The 25,434-nt window shown below is 72.5% G+C and carries 22 protein-coding genes; 11 read left to right on the top strand and 11 right to left on the bottom strand.

Annotated elements, in window-relative coordinates:
- Window positions 1-158: 158 nt before the first annotated feature.
- Both ACIBM5_RS45255 and ACIBM5_RS45250 read right to left on the bottom strand, forming a co-directional pair.
- Window positions 159-2,822: an ATP-binding protein gene (locus tag ACIBM5_RS45255; RefSeq protein WP_396012545.1), complete on the bottom strand. Its 2,664-nt coding sequence runs from the start codon at window positions 2,820-2,822 to the stop codon at window positions 159-161.
- Between the two features lie 364 nt (window positions 2,823-3,186).
- Window positions 3,187-4,305 (bottom strand): FAD-dependent oxidoreductase, encoded by a 1,119-nt coding sequence (locus ACIBM5_RS45250; RefSeq protein ID WP_396012544.1) that lies wholly within the window; start codon window positions 4,303-4,305, stop codon window positions 3,187-3,189.
- A 53-nt stretch (window positions 4,306-4,358) separates the two neighbouring features.
- Here ACIBM5_RS45250 and ACIBM5_RS45245 point away from each other — a divergent pair, with 53 nt between their 5' ends.
- Window positions 4,359-5,051, top strand: coding sequence for a TetR/AcrR family transcriptional regulator (locus ACIBM5_RS45245; RefSeq protein WP_396012543.1), 693 nt, complete (start codon window positions 4,359-4,361; stop codon window positions 5,049-5,051).
- 245 nt (window positions 5,052-5,296) lie between these two features.
- Here ACIBM5_RS45245 and ACIBM5_RS45240 read toward each other — a convergent pair whose 3' ends face one another.
- On the bottom strand, window positions 5,297-6,070 hold the full coding sequence (locus tag ACIBM5_RS45240) for an alpha/beta fold hydrolase (RefSeq protein ID WP_396012542.1): 774 nt from the start codon (window positions 6,068-6,070) through the stop codon (window positions 5,297-5,299).
- Window positions 6,071-6,496: 426 nt separating this feature from the next.
- Between ACIBM5_RS45240 and ACIBM5_RS45235 the strand changes: the two genes are divergently transcribed.
- Window positions 6,497-7,408 (top strand): Ku protein, encoded by a 912-nt coding sequence (locus ACIBM5_RS45235; RefSeq protein WP_396012541.1) that lies wholly within the window; start codon window positions 6,497-6,499, stop codon window positions 7,406-7,408.
- 39 nt (window positions 7,409-7,447) lie between these two features.
- On the opposite strand, the gene ACIBM5_RS45230 is transcribed toward ACIBM5_RS45235, so the two are convergent.
- The gene (locus tag ACIBM5_RS45230) at window positions 7,448-7,756 is read right to left on the bottom strand and encodes a hypothetical protein (protein ID WP_396012540.1); all 309 of its coding nucleotides are present in this window, start codon (window positions 7,754-7,756) and stop codon (window positions 7,448-7,450) included.
- A 374-nt stretch (window positions 7,757-8,130) separates the two neighbouring features.
- Here ACIBM5_RS45230 and ACIBM5_RS45225 point away from each other — a divergent pair, with 374 nt between their 5' ends.
- The 5 genes from ACIBM5_RS45225 (at window position 8,131) to ACIBM5_RS45205 (ending at window position 12,390) form a co-directional block, all read left to right on the top strand.
- The gene (locus tag ACIBM5_RS45225; protein ID WP_396012539.1) at window positions 8,131-8,847 is read left to right on the top strand and encodes a hypothetical protein; all 717 of its coding nucleotides are present in this window, start codon (window positions 8,131-8,133) and stop codon (window positions 8,845-8,847) included.
- 319 nt (window positions 8,848-9,166) lie between these two features.
- A complete protein-coding gene (locus ACIBM5_RS45220) occupies window positions 9,167-10,462 on the top strand; it encodes a sensor domain-containing protein (protein WP_396012537.1) in 1,296 nt (431 codons plus the stop codon).
- Window positions 10,414-11,058, top strand: coding sequence for a LuxR C-terminal-related transcriptional regulator (locus ACIBM5_RS45215; protein WP_396012536.1), 645 nt, complete (start codon window positions 10,414-10,416; stop codon window positions 11,056-11,058). The genes ACIBM5_RS45220 and ACIBM5_RS45215 overlap by 49 nt, the downstream gene beginning before the upstream one ends.
- 286 nt (window positions 11,059-11,344) lie before the next feature.
- Entirely contained in the window at window positions 11,345-11,887 is a 543-nt protein-coding gene (locus ACIBM5_RS45210; protein ID WP_396012535.1) for an HAD domain-containing protein, read from the top strand.
- A gap of 35 nt (window positions 11,888-11,922) precedes the next feature.
- Window positions 11,923-12,390: a hypothetical protein gene (locus ACIBM5_RS45205; protein WP_396012534.1), complete on the top strand. Its 468-nt coding sequence runs from the start codon at window positions 11,923-11,925 to the stop codon at window positions 12,388-12,390.
- A 22-nt stretch (window positions 12,391-12,412) separates the two neighbouring features.
- Here ACIBM5_RS45205 and ACIBM5_RS45200 read toward each other — a convergent pair whose 3' ends face one another.
- Window positions 12,413-13,330 (bottom strand): LLM class flavin-dependent oxidoreductase, encoded by a 918-nt coding sequence (locus tag ACIBM5_RS45200; protein ID WP_396012533.1) that lies wholly within the window; start codon window positions 13,328-13,330, stop codon window positions 12,413-12,415.
- Between the two features lie 348 nt (window positions 13,331-13,678).
- On the opposite strand from ACIBM5_RS45200, the gene casB reads away from it, so the two are divergent.
- Complete coding sequence (gene casB / locus ACIBM5_RS45195; protein ID WP_396012532.1) at window positions 13,679-14,281, top strand: type I-E CRISPR-associated protein Cse2/CasB; 603 nt, start codon at window positions 13,679-13,681, stop codon at window positions 14,279-14,281.
- A gap of 135 nt (window positions 14,282-14,416) precedes the next feature.
- Here the strand turns inward: casB and ACIBM5_RS45190 are convergent, their stop codons facing one another.
- The 5 genes from ACIBM5_RS45190 to ACIBM5_RS45170 form a co-directional block, all read right to left on the bottom strand.
- Window positions 14,417-14,878 carry a GNAT family N-acetyltransferase gene (locus tag ACIBM5_RS45190; RefSeq protein WP_396012531.1) on the bottom strand — a complete coding sequence of 154 codons (462 nt, stop codon included), beginning with the start codon at window positions 14,876-14,878 and terminating at the stop codon, window positions 14,417-14,419.
- A gap of 178 nt (window positions 14,879-15,056) precedes the next feature.
- Window positions 15,057-16,250, bottom strand: coding sequence for a hypothetical protein (locus ACIBM5_RS45185; RefSeq protein WP_396012530.1), 1,194 nt, complete (start codon window positions 16,248-16,250; stop codon window positions 15,057-15,059).
- Between the two features lie 7 nt (window positions 16,251-16,257).
- The gene (locus tag ACIBM5_RS45180; RefSeq protein WP_396012529.1) at window positions 16,258-16,776 is read right to left on the bottom strand and encodes a SigE family RNA polymerase sigma factor; all 519 of its coding nucleotides are present in this window, start codon (window positions 16,774-16,776) and stop codon (window positions 16,258-16,260) included.
- 100 nt (window positions 16,777-16,876) lie between these two features.
- On the bottom strand, window positions 16,877-18,649 hold the full coding sequence (locus ACIBM5_RS45175; RefSeq protein WP_396012528.1) for a glycosyl transferase: 1,773 nt from the start codon (window positions 18,647-18,649) through the stop codon (window positions 16,877-16,879).
- Window positions 18,646-19,458, bottom strand: a complete 813-nt coding sequence (locus tag ACIBM5_RS45170) for a glycosyltransferase (protein WP_396012527.1) — start codon at window positions 19,456-19,458, stop codon at window positions 18,646-18,648. The genes ACIBM5_RS45175 and ACIBM5_RS45170 overlap by 4 nt, the downstream gene beginning before the upstream one ends.
- Before the next feature lie 417 nt (window positions 19,459-19,875).
- Between ACIBM5_RS45170 and ACIBM5_RS45165 the strand changes: the two genes are divergently transcribed.
- Window positions 19,876-22,059, top strand: a complete 2,184-nt coding sequence (locus ACIBM5_RS45165) for a hypothetical protein (RefSeq protein ID WP_396012526.1) — start codon at window positions 19,876-19,878, stop codon at window positions 22,057-22,059.
- On the top strand, window positions 22,056-23,753 hold the full coding sequence (locus ACIBM5_RS45160) for a purple acid phosphatase family protein (protein ID WP_396012525.1): 1,698 nt from the start codon (window positions 22,056-22,058) through the stop codon (window positions 23,751-23,753). Before ACIBM5_RS45165 ends, ACIBM5_RS45160 begins: the two co-directional genes overlap by 4 nt.
- Window positions 23,754-23,991: 238 nt before the next feature.
- On the opposite strand, the gene ACIBM5_RS45155 is transcribed toward ACIBM5_RS45160, so the two are convergent.
- The gene (locus tag ACIBM5_RS45155; RefSeq protein WP_396012524.1) at window positions 23,992-24,465 is read right to left on the bottom strand and encodes an RrF2 family transcriptional regulator; all 474 of its coding nucleotides are present in this window, start codon (window positions 24,463-24,465) and stop codon (window positions 23,992-23,994) included.
- Between the two features lie 82 nt (window positions 24,466-24,547).
- Here ACIBM5_RS45155 and ACIBM5_RS45150 point away from each other — a divergent pair, with 82 nt between their 5' ends.
- Window positions 24,548-25,291 carry an SDR family oxidoreductase gene (locus tag ACIBM5_RS45150; protein ID WP_396012523.1) on the top strand — a complete coding sequence of 248 codons (744 nt, stop codon included), beginning with the start codon at window positions 24,548-24,550 and terminating at the stop codon, window positions 25,289-25,291.
- Window positions 25,292-25,434: the final 143 nt, after the last annotated feature.

Raw genomic sequence — 25,434 nt, 5'->3', positions numbered from 1 at the left:
CGGTTGTTTTCCTGGAGATCGCACACACCGGATATCCGCGGCTTCGCCGGCGGCGGGCGAGGCCGGACGGGCGGTGTCGGGGCGAGTTCGTGACGCGGGGGTCGCGGGGATTGTTGGGCTGCCGGTCGGGGTGGGGCTTGGGGGATTGGGCGGCTTGGTCAGGAGGTTGGTTCGGGTGGGGGGTTGTTCGGTTGTGGGGTGGTGGAGGCGGGGAGGGTGAGGATCATGGTGAGGCCGCCGCCGGGGGTGTCCTCGGCGGTGAGGGAGCCGTTCATGGCTTCGGCGAATCCGCGGGCCACGGCGAGTCCCAGGCCGACGCCGCGGCTTCGTGGGGCGTCGCCGTGGCGGGCGAAGGCTTCGAAGACGCGGTCCTTGGCGTCGTCGGGCAGGCCGGGACCGCGGTCGACCACGCGCAGTTCGATGCGGTCGCGGACCGCCTTCGCGGCGACGACCACGGGTGTGTCGGGTGGGGTGTGCAGGACGGCGTTCTCGACCAGGTTCGCCACCACCCGGTCCAACAGTTCGCCGTCGGCGCGCACGGTCGGCAGGGTGTCGGGTACGGACACCCGTACGGCCGTCCGCGCGGCCCTGGCCACCGCACCCGGGACCACCTCGTCCAACGCGATGTCGCTCGGCAGCGGTTCGATCGTGCCCATTCGCAGTCGGCTCATGTCGAGCAGGTTGCCGATCAGTTGGTCGAGCCGATCGGCGCCCGTCTCGATGGTGGCGAGCAACTCGGCCCGCTCGGTGCGTGTCCAGTGCACCTCGCGCGAACGCAGCCCGGATACGCCGGTCTTGATCGCGGCCAGTGGCGCGCGCAGGTCGCGGGCGACGATCGCGAACAGGGCGGTGTCGACGCTGTGGCCCTCGCCGAGTCGGCGCGCCTCCGCCGCCTCGGCGACCAGGGTGCGTCGTTCCAGTACCAGTGCGGCCTGCGCGGCGAACGCGCCCAGGACACGACGCGTGTCGGCGGGCAACGCGCTGCCGGACAACACCAGCGCGAGCGACTCGTCCACGGGGACCTCGACGTCCGCCTTTTCGGGCCGGGTCGGCGGATTGGGGCCGATCGAGCCGACGCTTTCCCAGGATTGGCAGGGCCCGTCGCGTTGGAGCACGGCGACCGACTCCACGTCGAACGTCTTCCGGACCCGTTCGAGCAGCGCGGGCAACGCTCCTTCGCTGCGCAGTACGCTGCCGGCCAGGAAGCTGAGCGTGTCCGCCTCGGCCTGACTGCGCGCGGCCTGTTGGGCGCAGCGCGCGGCCAGGTCGACGACCGACGCCACCGCCAGGGCGATGACGACGAAGATCACGAGGGACAGGATGTTGCCCGGGGCGGCGATCTTCAGGGTGTGCGTCGGCGCGGTCAAGTAGTAGTCCAGCAGCAGGGATCCGACCACGGCCGTGACCACCGCCTGCCACAGGCCGCCGAACAGGGCGACCCCGACGGTGAGTGCCAGGAACAGGAGCATGTCTCCGGGCAGCGCCACACCGCCCCGCATCGGCACGAGCGCGGCGGCCGGTATCAGTGGGCCGAGCAGGGCGACCGCCCAGCTTGCGATGGCTCGCCACGGGGCGGTGGTCGAGCGTTTGGGCGTGGTGTCCCGGCCGCGGCCGATGTGTTCGTGGGCGACGATGTGGGTGTCGATGTCGCCGGAGTGGGCGGCGACGGTGGCGCCGATGTCCGGGCCGAGGAGGGATTGCCAGGATTTGCGCCGACTGCCGCCCAGGATGATGTGCGTGGCGTCCACCCCGCGGGCGAAGTCGAGCAGGGCGCCGGGTACATCGTCGCCGACCACGGAGTGGAACGTGCCGCCCAGCGAGTCCACCAATCTGCGCTGACGGGCCAGGTTGGCCGGCGAGCCCCCGGACGGTGAGTTGCTGCGGGCGACGTGTATCGCGAGCAGTTCCGCAACCGGGGCCGCCCGCCGGGCGATCCGCGCCGCGCGGCGGATCAGCGTGTCGCCTTCGGGGCCGCCGGTCAGCGCCACCACGACCCGCTCCCGGGCCGGCGACGTCGCGTCGATCCCGTGTTCGTGGCGGGGGTCGATTCCGCGGCCGCGGCGGTGGTCGGGCCCGGGGGAGTGGGGGTGGCCCGTTCCGGGGCCGCGGGGGTGGTCGGTCCCGTGGTCGTGGCAGTGGTCGGGCAGGGGATCGGGTAGCTGATCGTCCAGGTGCTCGTGGCGGTGATCGTGTAGTTGCTCGCCCACCCGGTCCGCGAGCCACAACAGCGCCAACTTCCGCAACGCCGTCAGGTTTCCGGGCCGGAAGTAGTCCGCCGGTGCGGCGCCTACGGTCTCGGGCGGGTACACGTTCCCGTGCGCGAGCCGCCGCTGTAACGCCTCCGGCGTCAGATCCACGAGCTCGACCTGGTCGGCACGCCGTACCACGCCATCGGGCACCGTTTCGTGCTGCGCCACGCCGGTGATCGTCTCGATCATGTCGTCGAGCGATTCGAGGTGTTGCACGTTCACCGTCGTGATCACGTCGATTCCCGCGTCGAGGATCTCCTCGACGTCACGCCACCGCTTCGCGTTGCGCGAACCCGGCACGTTGGTGTGCGCGAGTTCGTCCACCAACGCCACCCGGGGCCGACGGGTGATCACCGCGTCCACGTCCATCTCGGCGAACGAAGCACCCTGATGGGACAGTTGCCTCCTCGGCACGACCTCCAACCCGTCGAGCATCTCCTCGGTGCGGGGCCGGCCGTGGCACTCCACCACCCCGACCACCACATCGGTCCCGCGCGCGAGTCTGCGATGCGCCTCGTCGAGCATCGCGTACGTCTTGCCCACCCCGGGCGCCGCACCGAGATAGACCCGCAACCTGCCCCGTCGAGGGGCTTCGACGGCGGGTCCACTCGCCCCCGGGACAGCGGGATCCGGCGAACTCCGGATTCCGACCTGTCCGTGTGACACCCGCACCCATCCTTTCCGAACGTCGACCCGGGACGACGTGACGTGTCACGGCTCGGGCCGACCCGGGTCGGGTCGCCCCGGGCCGACACGACCCGGGTCGGGCCGACACGATCCGAGCCGGGCAAGGTCGAACTCGACCCGTCGCCCCGAGTATTGCCTGCTACCCCGATTCCGGCCTCGCACGTCGTCGTTCACGCCACACCGGCGAACGCAGGCCCGAATCATGCCGGTTGCCGGCCGCTCACCCACATCGCACGGTTCGTCCCGGCGGTCAGGACGGCTGGAGCCGGTCGAAGAGGGCGAGGGCTTGGGCGGGGTCCGGGCTGACGAGGCGTTCCAGACCGGCCATGGTGAACTCCGCCCACCTGCCGGCCCGTGCCCACATCCGTTCCTCGAAGGCGCGGACGGCCTCGTCCGGATCCGCGGGGTCGGCGGCGAGGGCCTCGGCGAGTTCGGCGCCTTCCAGCATCGCGAGGTTCGCGCCCACTCCCAAGGGGGGCATCAGATGGGCGGCGTCGCCCAGGAGCGTCACCCCGAGGACGTGCGTCCAGGTGTGGGAGACGGGCAGGACGTGGAGGGGGCGGTGGGCGAAATCGGTGCCGTGGCGGAGGAGGTCGAGCACGGGAGCGGACCAGCCGTCGAACAGAGCCAACAGGCTCGATCGCAGGGCCTCGACGTCGGCCGGATCCAGGTCCGTGTGCCAGTCCAGTGGGGCGCGGAACTGGGCGTACACCTTGACGTGGCCGCCGCTGTTGCGCTGGGCGACGAGAGCTCGGTTCACGCCGTACACGGCCAAGGAACCGTCGCCGATCATCCGGGCGAGGTCGGGGTGGCGGGTGTCGACGTCGTCCAGGGACGTCTCGACCGCGGTGATGCCGGTGTAGTGCGGCGTCACCGAGGAGACTGCCGGGCGGACCCGGGACCAGGCGCCGTCGGCGCCGACCACGAGGTCGAACGTCTCCTGGTGCCCGTCCGCGAAATGGACCGCCACGCCGTCCCCGGTCCCCGGTACCACCTGCGTCACGCCCTGCCCCCACCGGACGTCGAGAGGGCCGAGCAGCAGGTCCCGGAGTTGCCCGCGGTCGATCTCGGGATTGGCCCGGTCGTCCGGGTGCGGTTGCCAGTCGCGCAGGACGGTCCCGTCCGTGTCCAGGATGCGCATGGCCTGCCCCTCGGGACGAGACAGCGCCTGGAACTCCGCCAGCAGCCCCGCCTTGTCCAGCGCGAGCTGGCCCAGGCCTTCGTGCAGGTCCAGCGCGCCGCCCGGGGGGCGGGCGTCGGGGGCGGGATCGCGTTCGAGGATGGTGACGGGGCAATCGTGGCGATTCAGGACGCGGGCGAAGGTAAGACCGGCAGGGCCGCTCCCGACCACGGCGATACGATGTCTCATGTCGATACACCGTATTGCACCACTACGCTGTATCGCAACAGTACGGTGTGACCATGACTGTGTGGGACCGACCGGAGCCGCCGACCCGCCCCGCGCCGCTCGACCGGGAGCGGATCGTCGCCGCCGCCATCGCGCTGGCCGACGAGGGCGGGCTCGAGGCGGTGTCGTTGCGCAAGGTGGCCGCCCGACTGGACGCCGGCCCGATGCGGCTGTACGGATACATCTCCACCAAGGAGGAGTTGCTCGACCTCATGGTGGACGAGGTCTACGCCGAGATCCTCCCCGAGCGGCAGCCCGGCGACTGGCGGGAGGCGCTGCGCACTCTCGCCCACCGCACCAGACTGGCCGCCCTCCGTCACGAATGGCTGGCCGACCTGCTCGGCGGCCGCCCGACCCTGGGCCCCAACGCCCTCGCCGTGACCGAGACCACGCTGGCCGCCCTCGACGGCCTCGCCGACGTCGACACCGTCATGCGCGCTGTGGAGACCGTCGGCGCCTACTTCACCGGCGCGATCAGGCGCGAGATCGCGAACCTGCGAGCCGAGCGCGCCACGGGTCTGTCCAAGCGCGACTGGCAGCGCGCCTCCGGCCCGTATCTGACGAGGATGCTGGCCACGGGCCGCTTCCCGGCACTGGCCAAGGCGGTGTACGACGGCACGGACGTGGACGCCGAGGTGTCCTTCGCGACCGGCCTGGACTGGGTCCTCGACGCCGTGGCCGCCAAACTCGCCCGGCCACCGGCGTGACGCCCGGTTCCTGCCGCATGTGAGCGAGGGTGGAGCGCTCCTGCCGCGTGTGCGCGAGGGCGGACCGGTATGCACGGCCCTGCGGGCTTGCGCCGTCGCCGGATCCGCCTGCTCATCCCCGGGCGCCCGCGACTGCGGGATGGGGCCTGAACAGGCTTCGGTGCCTGCCGTTGCCGGGCGCGGGCGGGCCGGCGACCCTTGCGATCGCGGCCCCCGCACCACCCCACCCGGCCCCCGGTGCTCCCTCACACCTTCGTGGGCAAGAACGAAGCCAGCATCGGGACGAGGAGGTCCGTGCGGCTCGGCACCTGCATGTGGGTCGTGTTCGGGAGGATCGCCAGGTGGGCGTCGGGGATGAGGTCGTGCATGCGCGCGGCGTGCTCGATCCGGATGAAGTCGGTGTCGCCGATGACCAGGAGGGTGGGGGCGGCGATCGAACGCAGTTCGTCCTCCGTCCACTCGACGAAGCCGTGGGCCAGCGGCTGGAGCTTGGTCAGGGTGGTCTCGAAGTGGGCGGGGTCGGGGGCGACCCGGGCGTAGGCGTCGACCATCGCGGCGAAGTCGGCGGCGGTCGGCAGGCGCGGGGAGTTCTGCTCGGGCGCGGTGATCTCCGCGTGGTAGCCGTCGTGCCGGTAGTGCGTCGCGAGCAGGACGAGGTGGTCGATGCGCTGCGGGTGGCGTACCGCGGTGCGCAGTGCGACCAGACCGCCGAGGCTGAAGCCGAGGAAGTCGGCGCGTTCGATGCCCAGATGGTCCAGCAACGCGACGATGTCGTCGGAGAAGACCTCCAGCGACATCGTGCGGTCGCTGTCCGCGGTGTGGCCGTGGCCCTGGAGTTCGACCGCGATCACGCGATGGTTCGCGGCGAGCGCGGGCAGCAGTGCGGCGAAGCTCAGGTCGATGGTCAGCGCGCCGCCGTGCAGCAGGACCAGCGGCGGCCCGTCGTTGCCGTGCAGCTCGTAGTACAGCTCGATGCCGTTCACCGGGGCGTATCCGACGGTGGGGGCGCTGGACGTCATCGTGCTCTCCTCGGGAGGTGTGGGACCGCGTTCACATGATTGGACCCGCCGCCGCCCCGAAACTCATCGCGGCACACCCGACCGATCTTCGGCCGAGCGCGTCGACCCACGCCCGGAGTACGCCCGCGCCCACCGCTCGCCCCCCACCCGGCGGGTCGCGCCGGCCTGCGCTGCCGGGCGGGCCGATCGGGGTCGGTCGGGTCGGTCGGGTCGCCGAGCAGCTTGCCGCCGCCGACCCGGACCTTCGGTCCGGCCGGGGGAGGAAGGTCGAATGAGCCAGTCCGTCGTTTGCGGCCCCTCGGCCGCCTCCGTGCCGCGTCCGTTGCCCGCACCGAAGCCGCGGCCCCCCTGCGGCCGAGGCGGGCCGTGCCGTGGTGGCCTACCGTTGAAGGTGGTTATTTCATATCAAATCGGTCAGGGGTTGGTATGCGGGCGACGTGGAAGGGCGCAATCTCGTTCGGACTGGTGAGCATCCCGGTCCAGCTGTATCCGGCGACGTCCGAGCACCGCTCGCCGGGGCATCAGGTGCATCGCGAGGACGGCGGCCGGATCCGCTACAAGCGGGTGTGCGAGCTGGACGGCGAGGAGGTCGTCTACGCGGACATCGCCAAGGCGTACGAGGCCGCGGACGGTCGACAGGTCGTCCTGAGCGACGAGGACCTGTCCGAGCTGCCGCTGCCGAGCAAGAAGGTCGTCGACGTGCTCGCCTTCGTGGACGAGGCCGAGATCGACCCGCTGATGTTGTCCAAGCCCTACTACCTGGGGCCCGCGACACCGGCGGCGGCCAAGCCGTACGTGCTGATCCGCGAGGCGCTTGCCGGGCAGTCCCGGGCGGCGGTCACGAAGATCACCCTCTCCACGCGCGAGAGCCTGGCGCTGGTTCGCGCCCAGGGCGAGATCCTGACCCTGCAGACCATGTTGTGGCCCGATGAACTCCGCGCGCCCGAGGGCATCGCGCCCACCGAGAACGTCACCATCCGCCCGCAGGAGATGAAGATGGCCGCCTCGTTGATGGACACCCTCAGCGAGGACTTCGACCTGGGCGAGGTGCACGACGACTACCAGCGGGCCATGGACGCCCTGGTCGAGGCCAAGGCCACCGGCACGCACCCCGACGAGGCGGTCGTCAAGGAGGCGAGTGAGAGCAACGTGGTCGACCTGATGTCCGTGCTCACCGCGAGCGTCAAGGCCGCCGAGAAGGACCACCCCAAGCCGGCGAAGCAGACGGACACCAAGACACGCACGACGACGAAGGGCCGGACGACGGCGAAGACCGCGAGCGGCCGCGCCTCGGCGAAGAAGAGCACGACCACGCGGCCGGGCAGGAAGACGGGCTGAACGCGCTGCCGCGGGGTGGGCCGTCGGCGTGGCGGGCCGTCAGGCGGGGTCGGCGGACTCCTGTTCGAGGGCGGCCAGCGCGGCCAGCCTGAGCAGGTCCCGGTCGGGCGCGCTGTCCGCGCCCGCGGCGGCACGCGCGGTGATCAGCGCCCGCATGGCGGACAAGCGAGCGGCCCGGCCGCGGTGCAGCGCGTCCTCGTCGCCGGCTTCGGCCGCGCGCAGGCAGGCAAGGTGGGCACGCTCGAACCCGAGCTGGACGTCGAGCAACGGCAGCAGACGCTCGGGCAGGCGACCGGCCGGGCTGTCGGACGGGCGATCGGGCGGGCTGTCGGGCAATCGTTCGGACATGTGTTCGAGAATAGGCCCTCTGGCTCGAACTCGTTGCCCGGTGCGCGATGTCCCGTCTCGCCAACCTCGTGCCCGGGTGCCGTCGAAGTCCCGGTGATGCGGGGCATTTGCCGAGACCCGGCCCGGAAGCCCGGCCGGACGCCCGCCCGGAAGCCCGACCCGGAAGCCCGACCCGGAAGCCCGGCCCGGCAGCCTGGCCCGGGCGAGCGGGCTGGGCGTGGGGCGGGTGCCGCTGCGTCGAGGGTCCGACTGGCTCGGCAGCTCGGCTCGAAGCCGCCGAAGTGATCGTGCGTCCGAAGCACCATCCGGCCTCGTGCCCATGGTGATGGATGTCCCCGTCGCCACTCGCGCTTCGGGCCCGCGAGGATGGCCTCGTGTACGAGGACGACGCGCATGCGCACGACGCGCAGGACGCGGACGACGGCCACGGCGACGTTGCGAGGAGGGGCGAGTCGATGCCCGAGGAGTCCGATTCGGTCATGCCGAGCCCCGAGCCGGAGCCGGCCCGCATCGAGGCGTTGGCGCGCGCGAACATGGTCGCGTTCGCGGCCGAGCTCGTTGCGCGTGGCTGCGCGGCCGAGGGGCTGGTCGATCCGGACGCGGCCGAGGAGGACGACGAAGGGCGGCCCGAATACCGCCTGTTCGCCGTTCGGCCGCATGCGGACATGGAGCACTGGATCGCCATGCCCGGCGTGGAACTCGCGGTGGTCCGTGCGGCCGAGCCGAACGGCCCCTGGTCGATCGAATGCGACACCGACTCCTACGCGTGGGCCGACCTGGTGGAGGAACTCGCCGAGGAGGCGATCGGGGTGGTCGCCTTCGCCCGGAACCTCGCGCTGTTCCGATCCGAACTCGCGCGGCGCGGCCTGGTGTTGCGGGACGAAGAGGTGAACGTCGACGTGGACGCGTGCGGTGGCGGCTACGAGGCGTTCAAGCTGCGTACGCCCGCCGGGGTGGTCCGGCTCCACGTCCCGGACCGGGAGGTGGGCCCGGGTTCGCGCGCGGAGGTGTTCGTGAACGGACACGGGTACGTCTACGAGCAGGCGATCGAGGCCGTCATCGACGCGGCGACACCGGCGTCTTCGGCGTAACGGGGGTCCGGGAACGAGTGGCGGCCCCGCCCGGCGGCCCGTTCACCCGTTCACCCGTTCCCTGTTCACCTTCACCCGTTCACCCCTTCCTCCGACCGTGGTCCTCGGCCGGCGGTCACACCGGGTATCGCCGCGCCCTGACAGCCCGTCAAGACCTGGCTCGATTCGCGTGTGAAGAGGGGACTTACCTCCACCGACATGCCCGCCGCCTCCCCGCATACTGGCGACGCGGCCATGCGGCCGATGTACCGAAGCCGTGGAGAAGGGCGCAAGGCGGATGATTCATGCGGATTCGGGAGCCGAAGCCCGGTTGCCTGGTATGGGCGGTGGTTTCTCCCTTGCGGAGGGGTTCGTTGCCCTGCGGCGATCGCTGGTGCTGTGGTGGCTGTCGTTCCGGGCGGCGCTGTTGTCGTTGGCGGTCTCGGTGGTCGTGTCGTTGCTCGGTACCGGTCTGGGTCTGCTCCTGCTGGCGCCGGTCGTATGCGCGGTGCGGCGGCTTGCCAATCGGCAGCGTGCGCTGGCGGATCGGTGGTCGAACGTGCGGATCCCGGCCTGCTACCTGCCCGCGCCCGAGCCGATTCCCGGTGGGCGCGGCTTCCTTGCTCGGCTGCGGTGGATCGCCCGGGATCCGCAGACCTGGCGCGACTGGCTCTGGTTGGTGCTCGACCCGATCGTCGGCGCCACCCTCGCGGCCGGGCCGAGTGTGCTGTTCCTCGGTGGTTTCTGGGCGATCGGGCTGGCGTTCTACGGAGTCCCGTTGTCGCACGAATGGGACGGCCTCTGGTACCTGTTCGTCCCGGTCCGGGATCAGACCACCGCGACCCTCGCGGGCGTGCTCGGTCTGCTCCAGCTGCCCCTCGCGTTGTGGCTGGCGCCGCGTGCGGTACGTCTGCACGCCCGGTACACCCGGGCCGTGCTCGCGCCGAGCGAGAAGGCGCAGATGGCGTACCGGATCGAACAGCTCACCGCGACCCGCGCCGAGGCGGCCGACACGCAGTCGGCCGAGATCCGGCGGATCGAACGCGACCTGCACGACGGCGCGCAGGCACGGCTGGTCGCGATGGGCATGACGCTCGGCGCGGCCGAGCACCTCCTGGACAGCGATCCCGCCGCCGTGCGCGCGCTGTTGGTCCAGGTCCGCGAATCCTCGTCCATGGCGCTGGAGGAACTGCGCGATTTGGTCCGCGGTATCCATCCGCCGATCCTGGCCGACCGGGGCCTCGGCGACGCCGTACGTTCGCTCGCCATGATCTGCCCCCTCGACGTGCAGGTCGACATCGACCTGCCGGGGCGTCCGGACGCGCCGGTGGAATCGGCCGCGTACTTCGCCGTCTCGGAGGTTCTCACCAACGCCGCCAAGCACTCGGGCGCCGACCGGGTCCGGATCGACATCGGCTACGCTCTCGGGCGGCTGCGCATCGGGATCACCGACGACGGGCTGGGCGGGGCGGATCCCCGCCGGGGGAGCGGCCTGCGCGGCATCGAGCGCCGGCTCGCCACGTTCGACGGTGCCCTGGCCGTGACCAGCCCGCCGAACGGCCCGACCCGGGTGACGATGGAGATCCCGTGCGCATTGTCCTCGCCGAAGACCACTTCCTCCTCCGGGACGGGGTGATCCGACTGCTGGAGGCGTACGGCAACGAGGTCGTGGCCGCGGTGGAGAGCGGGCCCGACCTGCTCGCCGCGCTCACCGAACTGCGGCCCGACGTCGCGATCGTGGACATCCGCCTGCCGCCGACCTTCACCGACGACGGCCTGCGTGCGGCCCTGGAGGCCAGGCGTCGGGTGCCGGGCCTGCCCGTGCTGCTGCTGTCCCAGTACGTCGAGCCGTTGTACGCCCACGAGTTGCTGGCCGACGGAGCGGGCGCGGTCGGCTACGTCCTCAAGGATCGGGTCTTCGACGGCGGGCAGTTCGTCGACACCATTCGACAGGTGGCCCGGGGCGGAACGGCGATGGACCCGCAGGTGGTCTCGCAACTTCTGACCGGCAAGGACCGCGACACCCACCTGGGCAGCCTGACCTCGCGCGAACGCGAGGTATTGGAATGGCTCGCCCAAGGTCGCTCCAACGCGGGTATCGCCGAGGGCCTGTTCATCTCCGAGAAAGCGGTGGCGAAGCACATCGGCAGCATCTTCACCAAGCTCGGCCTGCAACCGTCGGACAACGACAACCGGCGGGTGTTGGCGGTCTTGGCGTATTTGGACCGCTGAGGCGGGGAGCGAGAGTGGGAGTGGGGCACGGGGAACGAGGCACGCAGGGTCCCGGGGGGCGGGACGTTTGGCACAGGGCACGATCGCGCGGCAGCACTCCGATGCGACGGCGCACCCCACCGGCACCGGCACCGGCTGCGGAGGCAGCGCGACGCGATGGCGCGGCCACACGGGACGCGGCCGCGCGGGAACGCGATCGCGCGAGCATGACCCGGTCGCCCCGGTCGCCCCGGTCGCCCCGTACCCATACCCGTGCCTTGTCCGGCCTGGCCGCTATCGTGCGGGCGTGACCGGTCCGCCGCAGCGCGCGCTGCTCTTCCTCGACGTCGACGGACCGCTTCTCCCGTTCGGGGCGGCCGAGTATCCGAACCACGGCACGGATCCCCGGGCGTGCGACGCCGATGCGAACCCGCTGTTGGCCAGGCTCGATCCCGGGCACGGGCCCCGGTTGTTGCGGCTGCCGTGTGATCTGGTCTGGGCCACGGCCTGGATGGAGGAGGCGAACACGTACATCGCCCCTCGTCTCGGCCTGCCGGAGCTCGCCGTGGTGATCTGGCCGGAACAGACCGAGGTCGACGATCGGGACGAGCGGGCCGGGCTGCATTGGAAGACCCGCACCCTGGTGGTCCGGGCGGCCGGCCGCCCGTTCGTCTGGGTCGACGACGAACTCACCGACACCGACCGAGCCTGGGTCGCCGCACACCACAGGAGTTCCGCCCTGCTCCACCACGTCGACCCCCGCCGAGGTCTCACCGAAGCCGACTTCACCACCGTCGCCACCTGGCTCCGCAGCCCGCACGTCGCGCCTCCTTCCCCGCCGACGACCTGACGCGACCTCCCCGCCCACTACGAATCGAGCGGACTTTGAGCGACGACGTACTCTCCGTCATCCCGACCGACCCCAATCGGCAGCCCGATCGGGTCGCGGCCGAACGAGCCGCCGCGATTGTGGCGGACCTGGCGCCGGGCCTTCCCGATGGCGTCGAGGTCGAGATCGACGTCGAGTGGTACGACGTCGTCACCGTCGTTGCCTGTGACGCGAATCCGGAGCGGATCGGCTGCCCGCACTGCGCCGGGTCGATCGACGCCGACTGGTGGGCGGACCTCCTGGAGGAGCACGCCGACGGCGAGTTCGGGTCGGTTGTCGTGCGGGTTCCGTGCTGCGGCGCGACGACCTCGCCGGCCAGGTTGGACTTCGACCGGACGTGCGGCTTCGCGCGTTTCGAGATAGCGGTGTGGAATCCGGAGCGCATGTGGTTCGACGACGAGGAGATGGCGATGCTCGCGGATGCTCTCGAGTGTCCCGTGCGCCAGGTTCGGGCGCACATTTGAGGTGTGTCCGGGTCGTTTGCGGTCAGCCGGTGGGAGTGCGTCCGGGGTGGCCTCGGTGGCGGGTGACGGACTCCCGGACGGCGGGGGCGATTTCGGTGGCCCAGCGCTGATGTTGGGTCGGGTCGTCGGACTCGGCGCCGAAGATGAAGGTGTCCATGCCGAACTGGACCACCAGCGCGGTGAGTTCCTCGACCCACTGGCGGGGCGGGCCGACCAGGTAGCCGTTGGAAGGGCCGTGCGTGATGGCCCCGAAGACGTTGTAGACGCGTCGGATGGTGGCGGGATCGCGTCCGGCCTCGGCTGCGCCGTCGTCGATGCGGCGCTGCATGTCGGGCAGCTTCTCGGGGGTCGCGTAGCTGTTCGAGGGGCACCAGCCGTCCGCCTTGCGGCCGAGCATGTTCAGCATGCGCGGGCCCAGCACGCCCAACCAGATGCCCATCGGGTGCACGGGCCGGGGGCCGGGATGCACGCCCGCGAGTTGGTAGTGCCGGCCGGTGTAGCGCACCGAGCGCTCCGCGGACCACATCAGGCGCACGATGTCGACCGCCTCCTCCAGCGCGCCCGCAGCTTCGCCGGGGGTACGCGCCGGACCGCCCATCGCCCCGATGGCCTCCCAGAACGCACCCGCTCCCAGGCCGAGTTCGAATCGCCCGCCGGAGAGCACATCCAGGCTGGCCGCCGTCTTGGCCAGCATTGCCGGGGGACGCAGCGGCAGGTTCGCCACGTCCGGGAAGACGCGCACCCGCCGCGTGTTCGCCAGGATCACCGCCATCAGCGCCCAGGTGTCCAGGAAGCGGCTCTGGTAGGGATGGTCCTGCACCCCGACGAGATCCAGACCCTCACGCTCGGCCATGCCCACCAGCGCGAGGATCTCGTCGACCCGTGAGCTTTCGGGTGTAGGAAAGACACCGAACTCCAACGGGCGCCCATAATCGGTCATATTCTGCATTTTAGGTTGCCAACTGTGTGTTTGCGGGCTACTGCGGTGCGGGGTGGCCCGTGGCGCGCGCGGTAGTGGTGCCCCCGAGTCGAGGCGGGGCGACAACGGGCACGAAGCGCTGCGCGGAGTCGGGAGCAGCGCGGCCCCCCGGCGGATCACCCGCCGGCGCAGCGACGGCGACGCAAGCGCCCGTCGTCACAAAAAGCGGGCGTCCGTCGTCATATGCATGACGTAGCGGCATCGGCCCGGGCCGGCGGGGAACCGGCCCGGGGCGATGCCGACACGGATCCGTCCGTTGAACGCCGGCAGTAAGGACCACGTCATGCCGTTCCCGACCGAGTGCGCACGATGACGGCGCCGTCGATCCCGCGCGTCTCCGCCTACTGGGCGCCCTGGGAGCACGCGTTGCACACGTTCCTCGTCCGCGTGCACGGCGATCGGACCCTGGCGGCGCGCTTTCCGGCCGGCGTCGACGCGGGGCCCTGCGCGTCGGCCCTGGAGGCGATCACCGCGCACCTGCCGCACACGCTCGACCGCCGGCGCGCGACCCGGGCCGTTGCGCAGGTGGTCACGCTGTACGTGATCCACCAGGGACGCACCGCCGCGTCGCTGCATCGCCCGGACGGCACCTCGATCGGCGCCGCCTGCCGTGACCTGTCGCTGCGACTCGTGCCCGAGGGCACCCTGGTGCAGCGGCGACAACGCACACGCTTCGATGCCGCCGTCGACGCGGCCACGATGGAGGAGCTCGCCGCTCGACTGCGCGGCCTGATGCCCGAACTCCGGGCGAGGCGCATCGCGCTCGACCACGTGCGACTGGCCAAGGACCTGCTGTGGTGGGAGACCCCGGTCGGTCACCGCTACGCGCGCAACCGCTGGGAGGAGGACTTCCACGACCTGGGCGGAACGACCTCCGCCGACGGCGACCTCGGCGACCGGGAACGCCGGTGACCACCCGGCCCGACCACGTCCGGGGGTGACGCCGCGACGGCGCGGGGTGACCCGCATCGGCACTCGACGCCACGACCGCGGGCGCACGACGGGCCGCACCCGGCCCGCGCCCGTACCGGCACCCGGCCGGTCGGGTCAGTGCTCGGCCGGGTCCAGGGTGAAGCGCAGTTCGGGACGTTGCCAGGTGACCTTCGGCGGTGTGGGGGCCACCGTGCCGATCCGTTCCGCACCCATGCGGCGGTAGAACTCCTCGGCGGGCGGATGCGAGACCACGCGCACCTCGGCGAGTCCGGTGGCCCGGGCCCGATGGAGCATGTGCTCGACGAGCAGCCGCCCGACGCCCAGGCCCTGCGCGTCGTCCGCCACGAACGCCAGGTCCAGCTCCGGCGGTTCCGACACCAGCGCGTAGCAGCCCAGCAGCCGATCGGTGGCATCGACGGCCACGAACACGTGATGTCGGGCGATGTACTCGACGGTCACGACGTAGTCGGAGACGATCGAGGCGTACATGCCCGTGTAGGCGCCGGACGAGCGGATCAGCGCGGTGAGGCGCTCCGCATCCCCGGCACCCGCCCGCTTGATGGTGATGGCGTGCATCCGAGACAGTTTAGGCGGGTGTCCGGCGGGCGGTGGCGAACGGTACCGGGAGGCTTCGTCGTCGACGCGCGAGGCTTCCGGGAAGAGGCGGCTTCCGGCAACCGGAGTTCCCGACCGCCGCCGGGTGACGGGTCCGGAGCGCCCTCCCGGTTGCCGGTCCGCGCTCACGGACGCGTCGTCAGCCGCCGGCGGGTGTCGCACCCGACGTCGACGTCGACGTCGACGTCGACGTCGACGTCGGCGGCGACGTCGAAGGATTCGTGCTGCCGCTCGTGCTCGGGGTGCCGTTCGGGCCGGTGTCCGTGCTCTTGGTCGCCGGCTCCGTGGACGCCTCGCCGGTCTCCGGGGCGGAGGCGGGCGGCGGCGACTGCGAGTCGTCCGCACTCGGCAGGTCCGTCGGCGCGGTGGGGCCGGCCGACGGGTACGCGTCCATGCGGATGCCGGCCAGGATCGCGGACAGCCGGTTCCGGTCCAGGGGCGGGTCGGATTCGACGTAGGCGCCGTCGGTGCGGAAGACCCGGTCGGGCCGGCGGTCGTCGAAACCGACCGGCGGCTTGCCGAACCCGACCGCGAACCAGGGCGGGTCGGTGCCGTCCAGGTTCGGCGGGTCGTCGGTGCCGAAGCGCAGTGCGTACACCGGAGGGTCGGTCGTCTTGCCGATCGAGGACACCAGCGAGGTCAGGTGTTCGCCGGCGGCCAGCAGATCCCGATCCAGCCCGACCGGCACCCCGGTCGGCCGGCGGCTGCCCCGGGCCACGCTCTCGGCCACCCGATGCACCCGGGCGGAGTCGGCGGCGGGGCCGGCCAACGAGGCGACCGCCCAGGCGCCGGACGTCCACTGCCAGGCCAACTGGATCCGACCGTCGACCGGGTCCGGCCCGGTCAACCACGCGGCCGGATGCCCGTTCACGAGCGGAGCGGGCGCGCCCAGGCCGGCCTCCCCGCCGGGCAGCCGGTCCGGCGCGTACATCGTCACCGTCGCCCGTGTGGCCGCCACGTCGTCCGGCGCGCCGCTGCGCTTCTCCGGGCCCAGGATCACCCGCTGGCGGTACTTCCCGGTCTCGTAGAGCACCGGTGTGAAGCCGCCGGCCGAACCCACCTGGAAGGCGCGCTGCCGCACGTCGAACGTGCCGCCCGCCGCGGGACCGGTCGCACCGTTGTGCAACGGCGCGGCGATCAGCACCGTCACCAGCACCACCAGTGCCACCGCCAGGGCGCCGCCCGTCACCGCGAGCGCGCGCCGGACCCGGACCGTGCGCCGGCCCTCCCGGATCGCGCGGGCCATGTCGACGCCGGGTTCGTCGGGCGCGATCCGCGGCGTCTCGCGCAGCGCGGCCAGTAGTCGGGCGCCCTCGTGCTCGTCGGTGTCCATGGCCGGTCTACTCCCCTTCCCAGCGGGCCACGACCGGCCCGTCCAGCAGTGTGCGCAGTCGCGCGAGTCCCTGCGCGGTCTGGCTCTTGACCGTGCCCTGCGAGCAGCCGAGGATCTCGGCCACCTCGGCGACCGGCAGGTCGCACAAAAAGCGCAGGACCAGAACCACCCGCTGTCTGGGCGGCACCCGCGACAACGCGATCCGGACCGCGTCCCGAGTCTCCACGTCGGGCCCGGGCGGCGCCGGCGGCACCGGGGTGTCCTGCGGCGCGCCGATCAGCCGCACCCGGGCCCAGGCGAGCCGGCGCTCGTTGAGGAAGGCGCGCACCAGCATCCGGTGTACGTACCGGTCGAGGTCGTTCGCCGCGACCGCGCGCCGCCAGTGCACGTACAGCCGGGTGATGGTGTTCTGCACGATGTCGTCGGCGTGGTGCGGATCACCGCACAGCAGTCGGGCGACCCGGCGCAGGGCGGGCAGGCGGGCGCTCACGTACTCGGTGTACGCGTGCTCGTCGCCGCGCCGCACCCGACCACCCTCCCCGGGTACTCCGGCGCCGGCCGGAGTGCCTTCCCGCCCCGTGTCCGTACCGGTTGCGAACTCCCCGGTACGGTACGGGGCCGCCTGCTCAGCCGGCACGGGCCGCACCCCCCGCCCGTACGTCCCACAGCCACACCCCGCCGATCGGCACACCGGGACCGAGCAACCGGTCGAGCGTCGCGCGCAGTGCCTCCCGCCGGTCGTGCGGGCCCAGCACCACCGCGTCCGCGCGCCAGTAGTCCAGGTCGGCGCGGGCCTGCGCGCGTTCGGTGTCGGTGACCTCCGGCACGGTCCCGCTGTCGCGCACCTCGCGCAGGAGTTGCGAGGTGGGTCGGGTCACCGCGCCGTAGCCGCCGAGCCGGTCCGGCCCGAAGGGGCCGACGAAGTAGCCCTCGGCGAGCGGGAAGCCCAGCCCCGCGTCGACCTGCCAGCCCAGCGCGCGGGCGTCGGAGGGGTCGGGCAGCGGCACGGTCACGATGGCCCGGCCGGGCCCGGTGAAGCGGCGCCACGTGCCGTCGGCGAAGAACGCGGGGGTCGGTTCGCGCGGCGCGGTGGCCAGCGGCTGCGGCAGCAGCGGCACCAGCGCCTGGAGCAGCGCGACGCACCACAGCAGCCACAACCGCCGATCGCCCGCGTCGCGCACCGCCTGGGCACCCAGCGCGAGCAGAATGCCCAGCACGGGCACGCACACCATGGTGAAGCGGCTCTCCAACACCGATTCGTACAGCGGGAGTCGGCCGAACCACCGCCATGGTCCGGAGATTCCGGTGGGCTCGCCGTCGAGGATGATCTCCGGGCCGAGCGAGAACAGCGCGGCGCCGACCAGCACGCCGGCCAGGGCCCTGGTCAGGGCCGTGCGCCACAGCGCCGCGGTGATCGCGAGGGCCAGGATCGGCAGCGGCCAGCCGAAGAACGCGTTCTCCTCGGTGCGGTTCATCGACAGGCGCGCGGAGACGTCGATGTCGCCGGCGAGCGAGCGGTCGGCGTAGGCGGTCAGCGCCGCGAGGTCGTTGCCGGCCGGGCCGTGCAGCAGGTTGGTGTAGCTCTGCGGGCCGGTGAACTGCCACCACAGCGCATAGGCGATCAGGACACCGCACAGCGCCACGCCGATCGGGAGGCCGCGGGCCAGCGGGCGCAGTGCGGCGCGGGCCGCGGCCGGCGCGACGCACGCGTAGGTGAGGGCGAACAGCGCGATGCCGGTCGAGGCGAGCAGCAGCGCCTCCTCGCCGAGGAAGATCTGATAGGCCGTCAACAGGCCGAGCAGGATGCCGTCGCGGATCGGCCGGCGGCCGGCGGCGAGCCGGATCAGCCGGTCGATGATCAGCGGCAGCACGAACAGCACGGCCAGGTTGGGGTGTGCGTTGGCGTGCGAGACCATCGGCGGGGCGAACGCGCAGAAGCCGCCGCCGAGGGCGGCGGCGGGCCGCGAGGCGACCAGGTGCCGGGAGATCAGGTGGTACCAGGCGGCGGCGGTCGCGGCGAGCCCGCCGGTGAGCACGATCGCCCAGGTCGCGGCCGGGCCGAACAGCCAGGTGATCGGCGCGAGCGGGATGGACAACCCCGGCATCGAGGTGTTCGCCATCAGGTTCACCCCGGCGGGGTGGTTCTGCAGCGTCGTGGTCAGCGGATTCTCGCCGTGCGACACCGCGCGCGCGGTCACCGCGAAGAACCACTCCCACTGGCGCTGGTCCTGACCGCTGTCCACGAGGTATCGCCCGGCCGGGCCGCCGGCCCACAGTCCGCGGTACAGCAGCAGCGCGGCCACCAGGTAGGCGGCGCAGGCCAGTGCGTCCGCGGCCCGTGCGGTGCGCGGGAGAACCATCGTGCGCGGCGCGGCGACGGCCTCGCGTACCGCGCTCACGCGGCCCGGCCCGGCGGCAGTGGGATCGCGAAAGGGTCCCGGGAGGCGTCCGAACCCCCGTCCGGGCGCGCCGACCTCGTCCCGGGTCGCTGCGGGGGACCGTGCCGCAGCCGTACCCGGGCCAGGTCGGTGAGCACCTCCAGGCAGTGGCCGGGGCGCAACTTGGAGCCGCTCTGGTGGGTCCAGGCCACCGGTACCTCGACGAAGCTCCAGCCGGAGGCGAGGAAGAGCCGGAGCACCTCGATGTCGAAGGCCCAGCCGTCCACGCACGCGCGCGCGAACGCGGCGCGTGCCTTGGCGCCGTCGAACAGCTTGAACCCGCACTGGGTGTCCACCGTGCCGGGCAGCGCGACGGCCCGGATCAGCCGGCCCCCCACGTCCGACAACATCCGCCGCACGGGCGGCCGATCCACCGTGAAGGGCCCGCCGCGCGAGCCGATCGCGGCATCGAAGCCGTCGTCCAGGGCCGCCTGGAGCCGGTCCAACTCGGCGATGGGGGTGGCCAGATCGGCGTCGCACACCAGCACCCGCCGGCCCCGCGAGCCGGCCACACCCAGGCGGACGGCGTGCCCCTTGCCCCGATTGACCGGATGCCGCACCACGCGCACCCGCGGGTCGTGCCCGGCCGCGGCCGCGGCGACGGCGTACGTATCGTCGGTGGACCCGTCGTCGGAGACGATCAGTTCCCAGTCGATCCCGGTGCCGCGGAGGTGGTCGAGTACGGCCGTCAGGGTCGCCGGCAGCCGCCGCGACTCGTTGAACACGGGTATCACGACCGACAGCTCGGTCCCGGCAGGAGTTCGCTTCACAACCCTGTGACACGGCGACCATTTCCCCGCGTTGTATGACGTGGGTCACATCCGGAGGTGGGGCGGGGCAGGGCTGGGCGGGGCCGGCCGTCGGGGCCGGGCTCGGGCGGTTCATGCCGACCCGATCCGCCGATCGCTACGCCGCGTAATCACCCGGGCGGCGGCAGGCGAGTATCTCCGGAGGTCGGTGAACCCCGGAGCGATGTGGCGGGAACGCCGGCGCAATTCCCGTCGAAGGTTTGTGCCGGGCCGGATTTTGACTCGTCCGTCTTGCATACTCACGATCGTTGTCGACGATCGCCGGCTGGAATTCGTCGACTTCGGTTCCTTTGGCTTCCCGATCCCAAGCACGCTCCCGACGGTCTCCACCACGGGCAGCCGCAGGCGCCGGGATGAGTGACGGGTCATCACCTCCACATGGGCACAACGCGTAGTCGTCCTTTGCTCGGCACTCTCCGGCTACGACGGGCCGCCGCCGGCCTGATCGTGCTGGGACTGCTGGTCCTGCTGTTTCCGATGATCTCCTCGGCGGCGGAATCGCCGCCCACACGCACCGCGCGAGCCGATTACCTCACCGGTGAACAACGCGCCATGACCCCCGGACTGGTCACCCGATCCGGGAGCTACAGCGAACTGGCCTCCGGGCCCGACGAAAGCTTCGGCGACACCCGCTCGCGTGCGGCGGACTGGCTGACCGTGCCCGCCGCCGGGGCGGACGGCACCGCCTCGGCCGATCGATCCGTGCCCGCCGGTACGCCGCTGGGCAAGCGCACCGCCACCATCGCGTCGGCGACGATGAACGTCTCGCGCACCGGGCAGACCCTGCACGCCGGGTCCGACGTGGCCGGATTCGACCACCCCCTCAACCAGTTCCGCGAACTCGACCAGGTGGTCGGCGTGTCGTCCCTGGTGCACATCGACAGGGTGCACGCCGAGGTGGGCGCCCCGAGCACCGCGGCCACGGCGAGCGCCCCGAGCACCCCGGGGGAGGCCGCCGCCGACGTCCCGCGCGCCACGACCGCGGTCACCGGCCTGACCTTCTTCCCCGGCTCGCCGCGCGAGGAGCGCGTCGACCTGCCCGACGGGCGCATCCCGGGCGGGCTGCTCACCCGTACCCTGCACTTTCGCACCGACGACGACGGCCTCGTCATGAAGAGCCTGTACAAGGGCGATCCGGCGATGTACCGGGCCATGCTCGGCGACGGCACCGGCTTCCTGGACGCGACCTGGACCGTGCTGGTCGCCGACCTCGCCTCGACCACCTCCGACTCCGCGCGGGCGGGTCTGGGCGTGACCATCGACATGCGGTGGCGGGTGGGCATCGACGCCCGGGACACGCTGCGACTGCGCATCGACGGCAACGAACGCTACCTGGACACGCGGATCGCCGAGGTGACCGCGGGCGACCCGGCCGCGGTGTTCCGGCGCCCGGCGCTGCCCACGACCACGGTCACCGGGTTCGGCCCGCCCGGTGCCGGCCCGGGCGCCACGGTCACGGTGACCGGGACCGGCCTCGACGCGGGCGGGCTCGGCGTGTACGTCGACGGCTCGCCCGAGCGGGTCACCGGTGATGCGTTGCACGTGGCCGCCGACGGCGCCTCGCTCACCTTCGCCGTGCCGTCGGGCGCGACGCCCGTCAAGGGTGTACTCGTGGTCGGCGACCACGGCGAGGGCCGGGCCGGGAGCTTCCCCGCCCCCGGCGGCGGCAGTTCCGGACCCACCATCCCCACGACCGGGGTGCCGCCGAGCCCGACCGACCAGGGCCCGGTACGGCACGCCTCCTGGCGGGGACCGGCGGTCAAGGTGGGCGACCTGCCCGAGTCGTGCGTCACCGCCGCCCAGTGGCGAGTGCCCGCCGACCGCGCCGTGTTCACGGCCGCGCTGGGCGACGGAGGGGTGCGCGCACCGGCGATCACCTCGGCGGTGTTCACGTTCGCCGACGAGGCCGGCGCCCGGCACGAGGTGGCCACCGCCGCCGGGCCGATCTGGGGGCAGCCGTGGCCCCAGGGGCCCGCCGCGCACGTGGTCGGCACCCGGCCCGCGCAGGCCGCGGCGATCGTGCCGAACGCGTGGACGCTGGTCGCGCTGAGCGCCGACCACCACGGCGGCGACGGCGCGAAGCAGACGGCGCTCGAGCCCGCCGGCGGCTGTTGGGCGCTGGGTGGCGAGCGGCCGACCACGCCGCCGACCTCGACGCCACCGACGACGACCCCGCCCACCAGCGAGCCGCCCACCAGCGAGCCGCCGACCACGACGCCGCCGACCACGACGCCGCCCACCACGCGGCCGCCCACCGGACCGCCGACGCTGCCGCCGACCGGTGAACCCTCGGGCGGGCCGACCCACACCTCGACGCCGACCGGCCCCGGCGCCACTACCAGCACCACCTCGACGGCGGGTTCGGACGGCGGCGGCTCCGGCAACTCGGGTACGGCCGGTTCCGGTTCCGGGTCCGGCACGGTCCCGGAGACCGCGACCGGTGGCGGCGGCAGCCTCTCGCGCACCGGAGCCGACGTGGTCCTGCCCGTCCTCCTCGGCACCGCCGCGCTCGGCGCCGGCCTCGTCCTGCTGTTCGCCGCACGTTCCAGGAGCACCCGATGAGCCCCGCCCCCGACCGGAACCCGCACCTGCCCCGCTCGGGCGTACCCGACCGGCTCGCCGCGACGATGAGCATCGCCGAACAACACGAATACCTGCGCAGCAGGCGCCGTACCGTCTCCCGCCGTGGCGTGCTCACGGCAATCGGCCTCGGCGGCGCGGCCGTTCCGCTGTTCGGCACGTCCTCGTCGGCCGGCGTCCGCCGAGCGCCGTCGCTGCTCTCGGGCACGGACTACATCGACGGGAACGCGCTCCAGCCCTCCGGCCGGCACCTCGCCCTGGGCGCGGACCCGCGCAGCCAGGCGGCGATGAGCTGGCAGGTACCGCAGCCGGTGCGCCGGCCGTACCTGCGCCTGGGCACCTCGCCCGGGCAACTGGACCAGGTGGTGCCGGCCGAGATCCGGCACCTGCACTCGCACCTGATCGAGTACGCCGACAACCCCGCCTCGGCCTACTTCGACTACGACCAGTACCACCTGCACGCCGCCCTGGACGGGCTCGACCCGGGCACGCGCTACTACTACGCGCTCGGCCACGAGGGCCTGGATGCCGGCTCGGTCGCCGCGACCGTCGGTTCGTTCCGCACCGCACCGGCGACGAACGGCATCCCGGAGCCCTTCACGTTCACCGCGTTCGGCGACGAGGGCGTGGAGTTCGGCGCCGCCGCCAACCAGACCCTGATGCTCCGGCAGAACCCGGTGTTCCACCTGCTCGCGGGCGACATCGCCTACGCCGCCTCGGGCGCGGGACTGCCCTCCAGCCACCACAGCGCCGAGGGTGCGGACAAGCTCCAGCCGGAGGTGTGGGACGAGTACCTGCGGATGATCGACCCCGTGGCCGCGTCGGTGCCGTGGATGGTGGCGATGGGCAACCACGACATGGAGGCGCTGTATTCGCCGGACGGGTACGGCGGCCACCTCGCCCGCTGGCACCTGCCCGGCAACGGACCGCGCAACGCGCATGCCACGTACGGCTTCCGCTACGGCAACGTCGCGGTGGTCAGCCTGGACGCCAACGACGTCTCGCACGAGATCCCGCACAACCGCGGCTACAGCGCCGGTGCGCAGACGACCTGGCTGGCCGGGCATCTGGCCCAGGTGCGGCGCACGCCCGGGATCGACTTCGTGGTGGCCTTCTTCCACCACTGCGCCTACTGCACGGCGACCGACCACGTCTCGGACGGCGCGATCCGGGAGGAGTGGATCCCGCTGTTCGACCGCTACCAGGTCGATCTGGTGATCAACGGACACAACCACGTCTACGAGCGGGCCGATCCGATGCGCGGCGGCGTGCGCACCCGGCGGGCGGACATCGGCGACCGGATCCGGCCGGCGACCGACGGCACCACGTACCTGACCGTGGGCAGCGGCGGCAAGAGCGGCTACGAGTTCTCCGCGCCGGAGACGTACGCGGGCGGGCCCGCCGACGTCACCGACGCGGTCAAGGGCGGCTTCCACACCGGGGGCGGCAGGCTGGACGAGACCGTCGAGTGGTCGCGCGTGCGGTTCCGCGGCAATGCCTTCGTCGCCGTCGACGTGCGCCCGGCCGCGGCCGGGCGGGAGACCACGATGACGATCCGCACGCTCAGTGCCACGGGCGCGCAGATCGACACGATCACCCTGGTTCGGGACGCCGGTACGCCGATCCCGTCCGCGAGCACGGGCGAGCGGAGGGCGGGCACGGGGACCGGCGGCTGAACGGGCGGCCGGCACCGGGCGGGACACTCCGTCCGGTGCCGGCCGCGGTCGGGCCGGTCGCAGCGGGTCCGGCCCGGGTCGAGGGGCGACTCGGAGGCGGCCACGATGCGCTCGCGCACCCGGTCGTCCCGAACCCCGATGGGCCGAGGTGGCCGGCGCGACCGCGCGTCCTCCGAGGCGATGACCGATCGGGAATCGGGAACTCGTCGCCGGATCGGGGTCGATCGTGCCCCGCGGGTCAGGCGGTGCCGATCAGGCGGGCGCGGGTGCGGGCCGGTGCCGTCGGCGGCAGCGAATCGACGATGTCGGCGAGCGTGACCCCCGCGAGGCTGCCGCGCCACGCCTCGTACGCCTCGGCCATCTTCGCCGCCAGGATGCACGTCTCGCGGCAGTCCTCGGCCGGCAGTGCGCCGCGTCCCTGTTGCCGGATCTCGCGGCACTCGTACGGCGAGGCCGTGCCGTCGACGGCCTCGACGACCTGGAGAAGCGTGATCTCGGCGGCGGGTCGGGCGAGCCGGAATCCGCCCCCGGGGCCGGTGGTCGCCGCGAGCACGCCGGCCCGGACCAGGGTCTTCAACTGCTTGGCCAGATAGTGCGCCGGAAGGTCGTAGTACTCGGCGAGTCGGGTCGTCGACGCACTGGATCCGGGGTCGAGTTGGCCGAGGGACGCGGCGCAGTGCAAGACCCATTCGGTGCTCCCGGGCAGCTTCATGAGTCTCAGTCTATCGTAGAGATTGTGGACCTATTTAGTCCATGATAGCGTCTGCGGTGCAGCGAGAGAAAGAGGGATCATCATGCGGATCGCAATCGCCGGCGCGACCGGAAACATCGGCGCACTCACCGCCGCGGCGCTGGAGCGGGCCGGCCACGACGTGGTGCGGATCAGCCGTTCGCTCGGCGTGGACCTGGTCGACGGCGACGGCCTCGACGAAGCGCTGGCCGGCGTCGACGCCGTGGTGGACGCGACCAACGGACCGGCGACCGGCCGGGACGAGACGGTGGCGTACTTCGGCACCACCACGCGCAACCTGCTGGCCGCCGAGAAGCGCGCCGGGGTCCGGCACCACGTGCTGCTGTCGATCGTGGGGATCGACCGGGTCGAGGGCAACGCGCACTACGCCGGCAAGCGCGAGCAGGAGCGCCTGGTTGCCGAGGGCGCGGTGCCGTGGACGATCGTCCCGGTGACGCAGTTCCACGACTTCGCCGCGATGGTGGCGAGTTGGACCGAGCAGGACGGCGTCGCCCCGATCGCGCCGCTGCTGGTCCAGCCGATCGCCCCCGCGGACGTGGCCGACGTGCTCGCCGACATCGCGACGGGCGAGCCGCGGGGCCGGCATGTCGACGTGGCCGGCCCCGAGACCCAGGACCTGGTGGACATGGCCCGGCGCACGAACGAGGCGCGCGGCCACGCGGTGAAGCTGGTACCGACGTGGTCGTCCCTGTTCGGCCCGAGCATGGCCGGCGAGGTCATGCTGCCGGCCGAGGGCGCGCACCTCGCCCCGACCACCTTCGACCAGTGGCTGGCGGAACAGCGCTAGTGCCGCGCCCGGCAACGTTCACCCCGCCACGGCGCCCAGCACGGCACTTCGCCGCCCCGCCGAAACGTCCGAGTACTCCAGTACGAGAACGTTCCGGCGCGACACCGATGCACCGCACCGAACACCGCGACGGGGCAAACGTT

It is taken from the genome of Embleya sp. NPDC050493 (assembly GCF_044458105.1).
Lineage (GTDB): Bacteria > Actinomycetota > Actinomycetes > Streptomycetales > Streptomycetaceae > Embleya.
This window is presented reverse-complemented; position numbering and strand designations above follow the sequence as displayed.

Excerpts from the sequence above, each read along its gene's own strand:
- ACIBM5_RS45250 (WP_396012544.1), bottom strand. The coding sequence starts at position 4,305 with ATGAGACATCGTATCGCCGTGGTCGGGAGCGGCCCTGCCGGTCTTACC.
- ACIBM5_RS45245 (WP_396012543.1), top strand. The coding sequence starts at position 4,359 with ATGACTGTGTGGGACCGACCGGAGCCGCCGACCCGCCCCGCGCCGCTC.
- ACIBM5_RS45240 (WP_396012542.1), bottom strand. The coding sequence starts at position 6,070 with ATGACGTCCAGCGCCCCCACCGTCGGATACGCCCCGGTGAACGGCATC.
- ACIBM5_RS45235 (WP_396012541.1), top strand. The coding sequence starts at position 6,497 with ATGCGGGCGACGTGGAAGGGCGCAATCTCGTTCGGACTGGTGAGCATC.
- ACIBM5_RS45230 (WP_396012540.1), bottom strand. The coding sequence starts at position 7,756 with ATGTCCGAACGATTGCCCGACAGCCCGCCCGATCGCCCGTCCGACAGC.
- ACIBM5_RS45220 (WP_396012537.1), top strand. The coding sequence starts at position 9,167 with ATGGGCGGTGGTTTCTCCCTTGCGGAGGGGTTCGTTGCCCTGCGGCGA.
- ACIBM5_RS45200 (WP_396012533.1), bottom strand. The coding sequence starts at position 13,330 with ATGACCGATTATGGGCGCCCGTTGGAGTTCGGTGTCTTTCCTACACCC.
- casB (WP_396012532.1), top strand. The coding sequence starts at position 13,679 with ATGACGGCGCCGTCGATCCCGCGCGTCTCCGCCTACTGGGCGCCCTGG.
- ACIBM5_RS45190 (WP_396012531.1), bottom strand. The coding sequence starts at position 14,878 with ATGCACGCCATCACCATCAAGCGGGCGGGTGCCGGGGATGCGGAGCGC.
- ACIBM5_RS45185 (WP_396012530.1), bottom strand. The coding sequence starts at position 16,250 with ATGGACACCGACGAGCACGAGGGCGCCCGACTACTGGCCGCGCTGCGC.
- ACIBM5_RS45165 (WP_396012526.1), top strand. The coding sequence starts at position 19,876 with ATGGGCACAACGCGTAGTCGTCCTTTGCTCGGCACTCTCCGGCTACGA.
- ACIBM5_RS45160 (WP_396012525.1), top strand. The coding sequence starts at position 22,056 with ATGAGCCCCGCCCCCGACCGGAACCCGCACCTGCCCCGCTCGGGCGTA.
- ACIBM5_RS45155 (WP_396012524.1), bottom strand. The coding sequence starts at position 24,465 with ATGAAGCTGCCCGGGAGCACCGAATGGGTCTTGCACTGCGCCGCGTCC.
- ACIBM5_RS45150 (WP_396012523.1), top strand. The coding sequence starts at position 24,548 with ATGCGGATCGCAATCGCCGGCGCGACCGGAAACATCGGCGCACTCACC.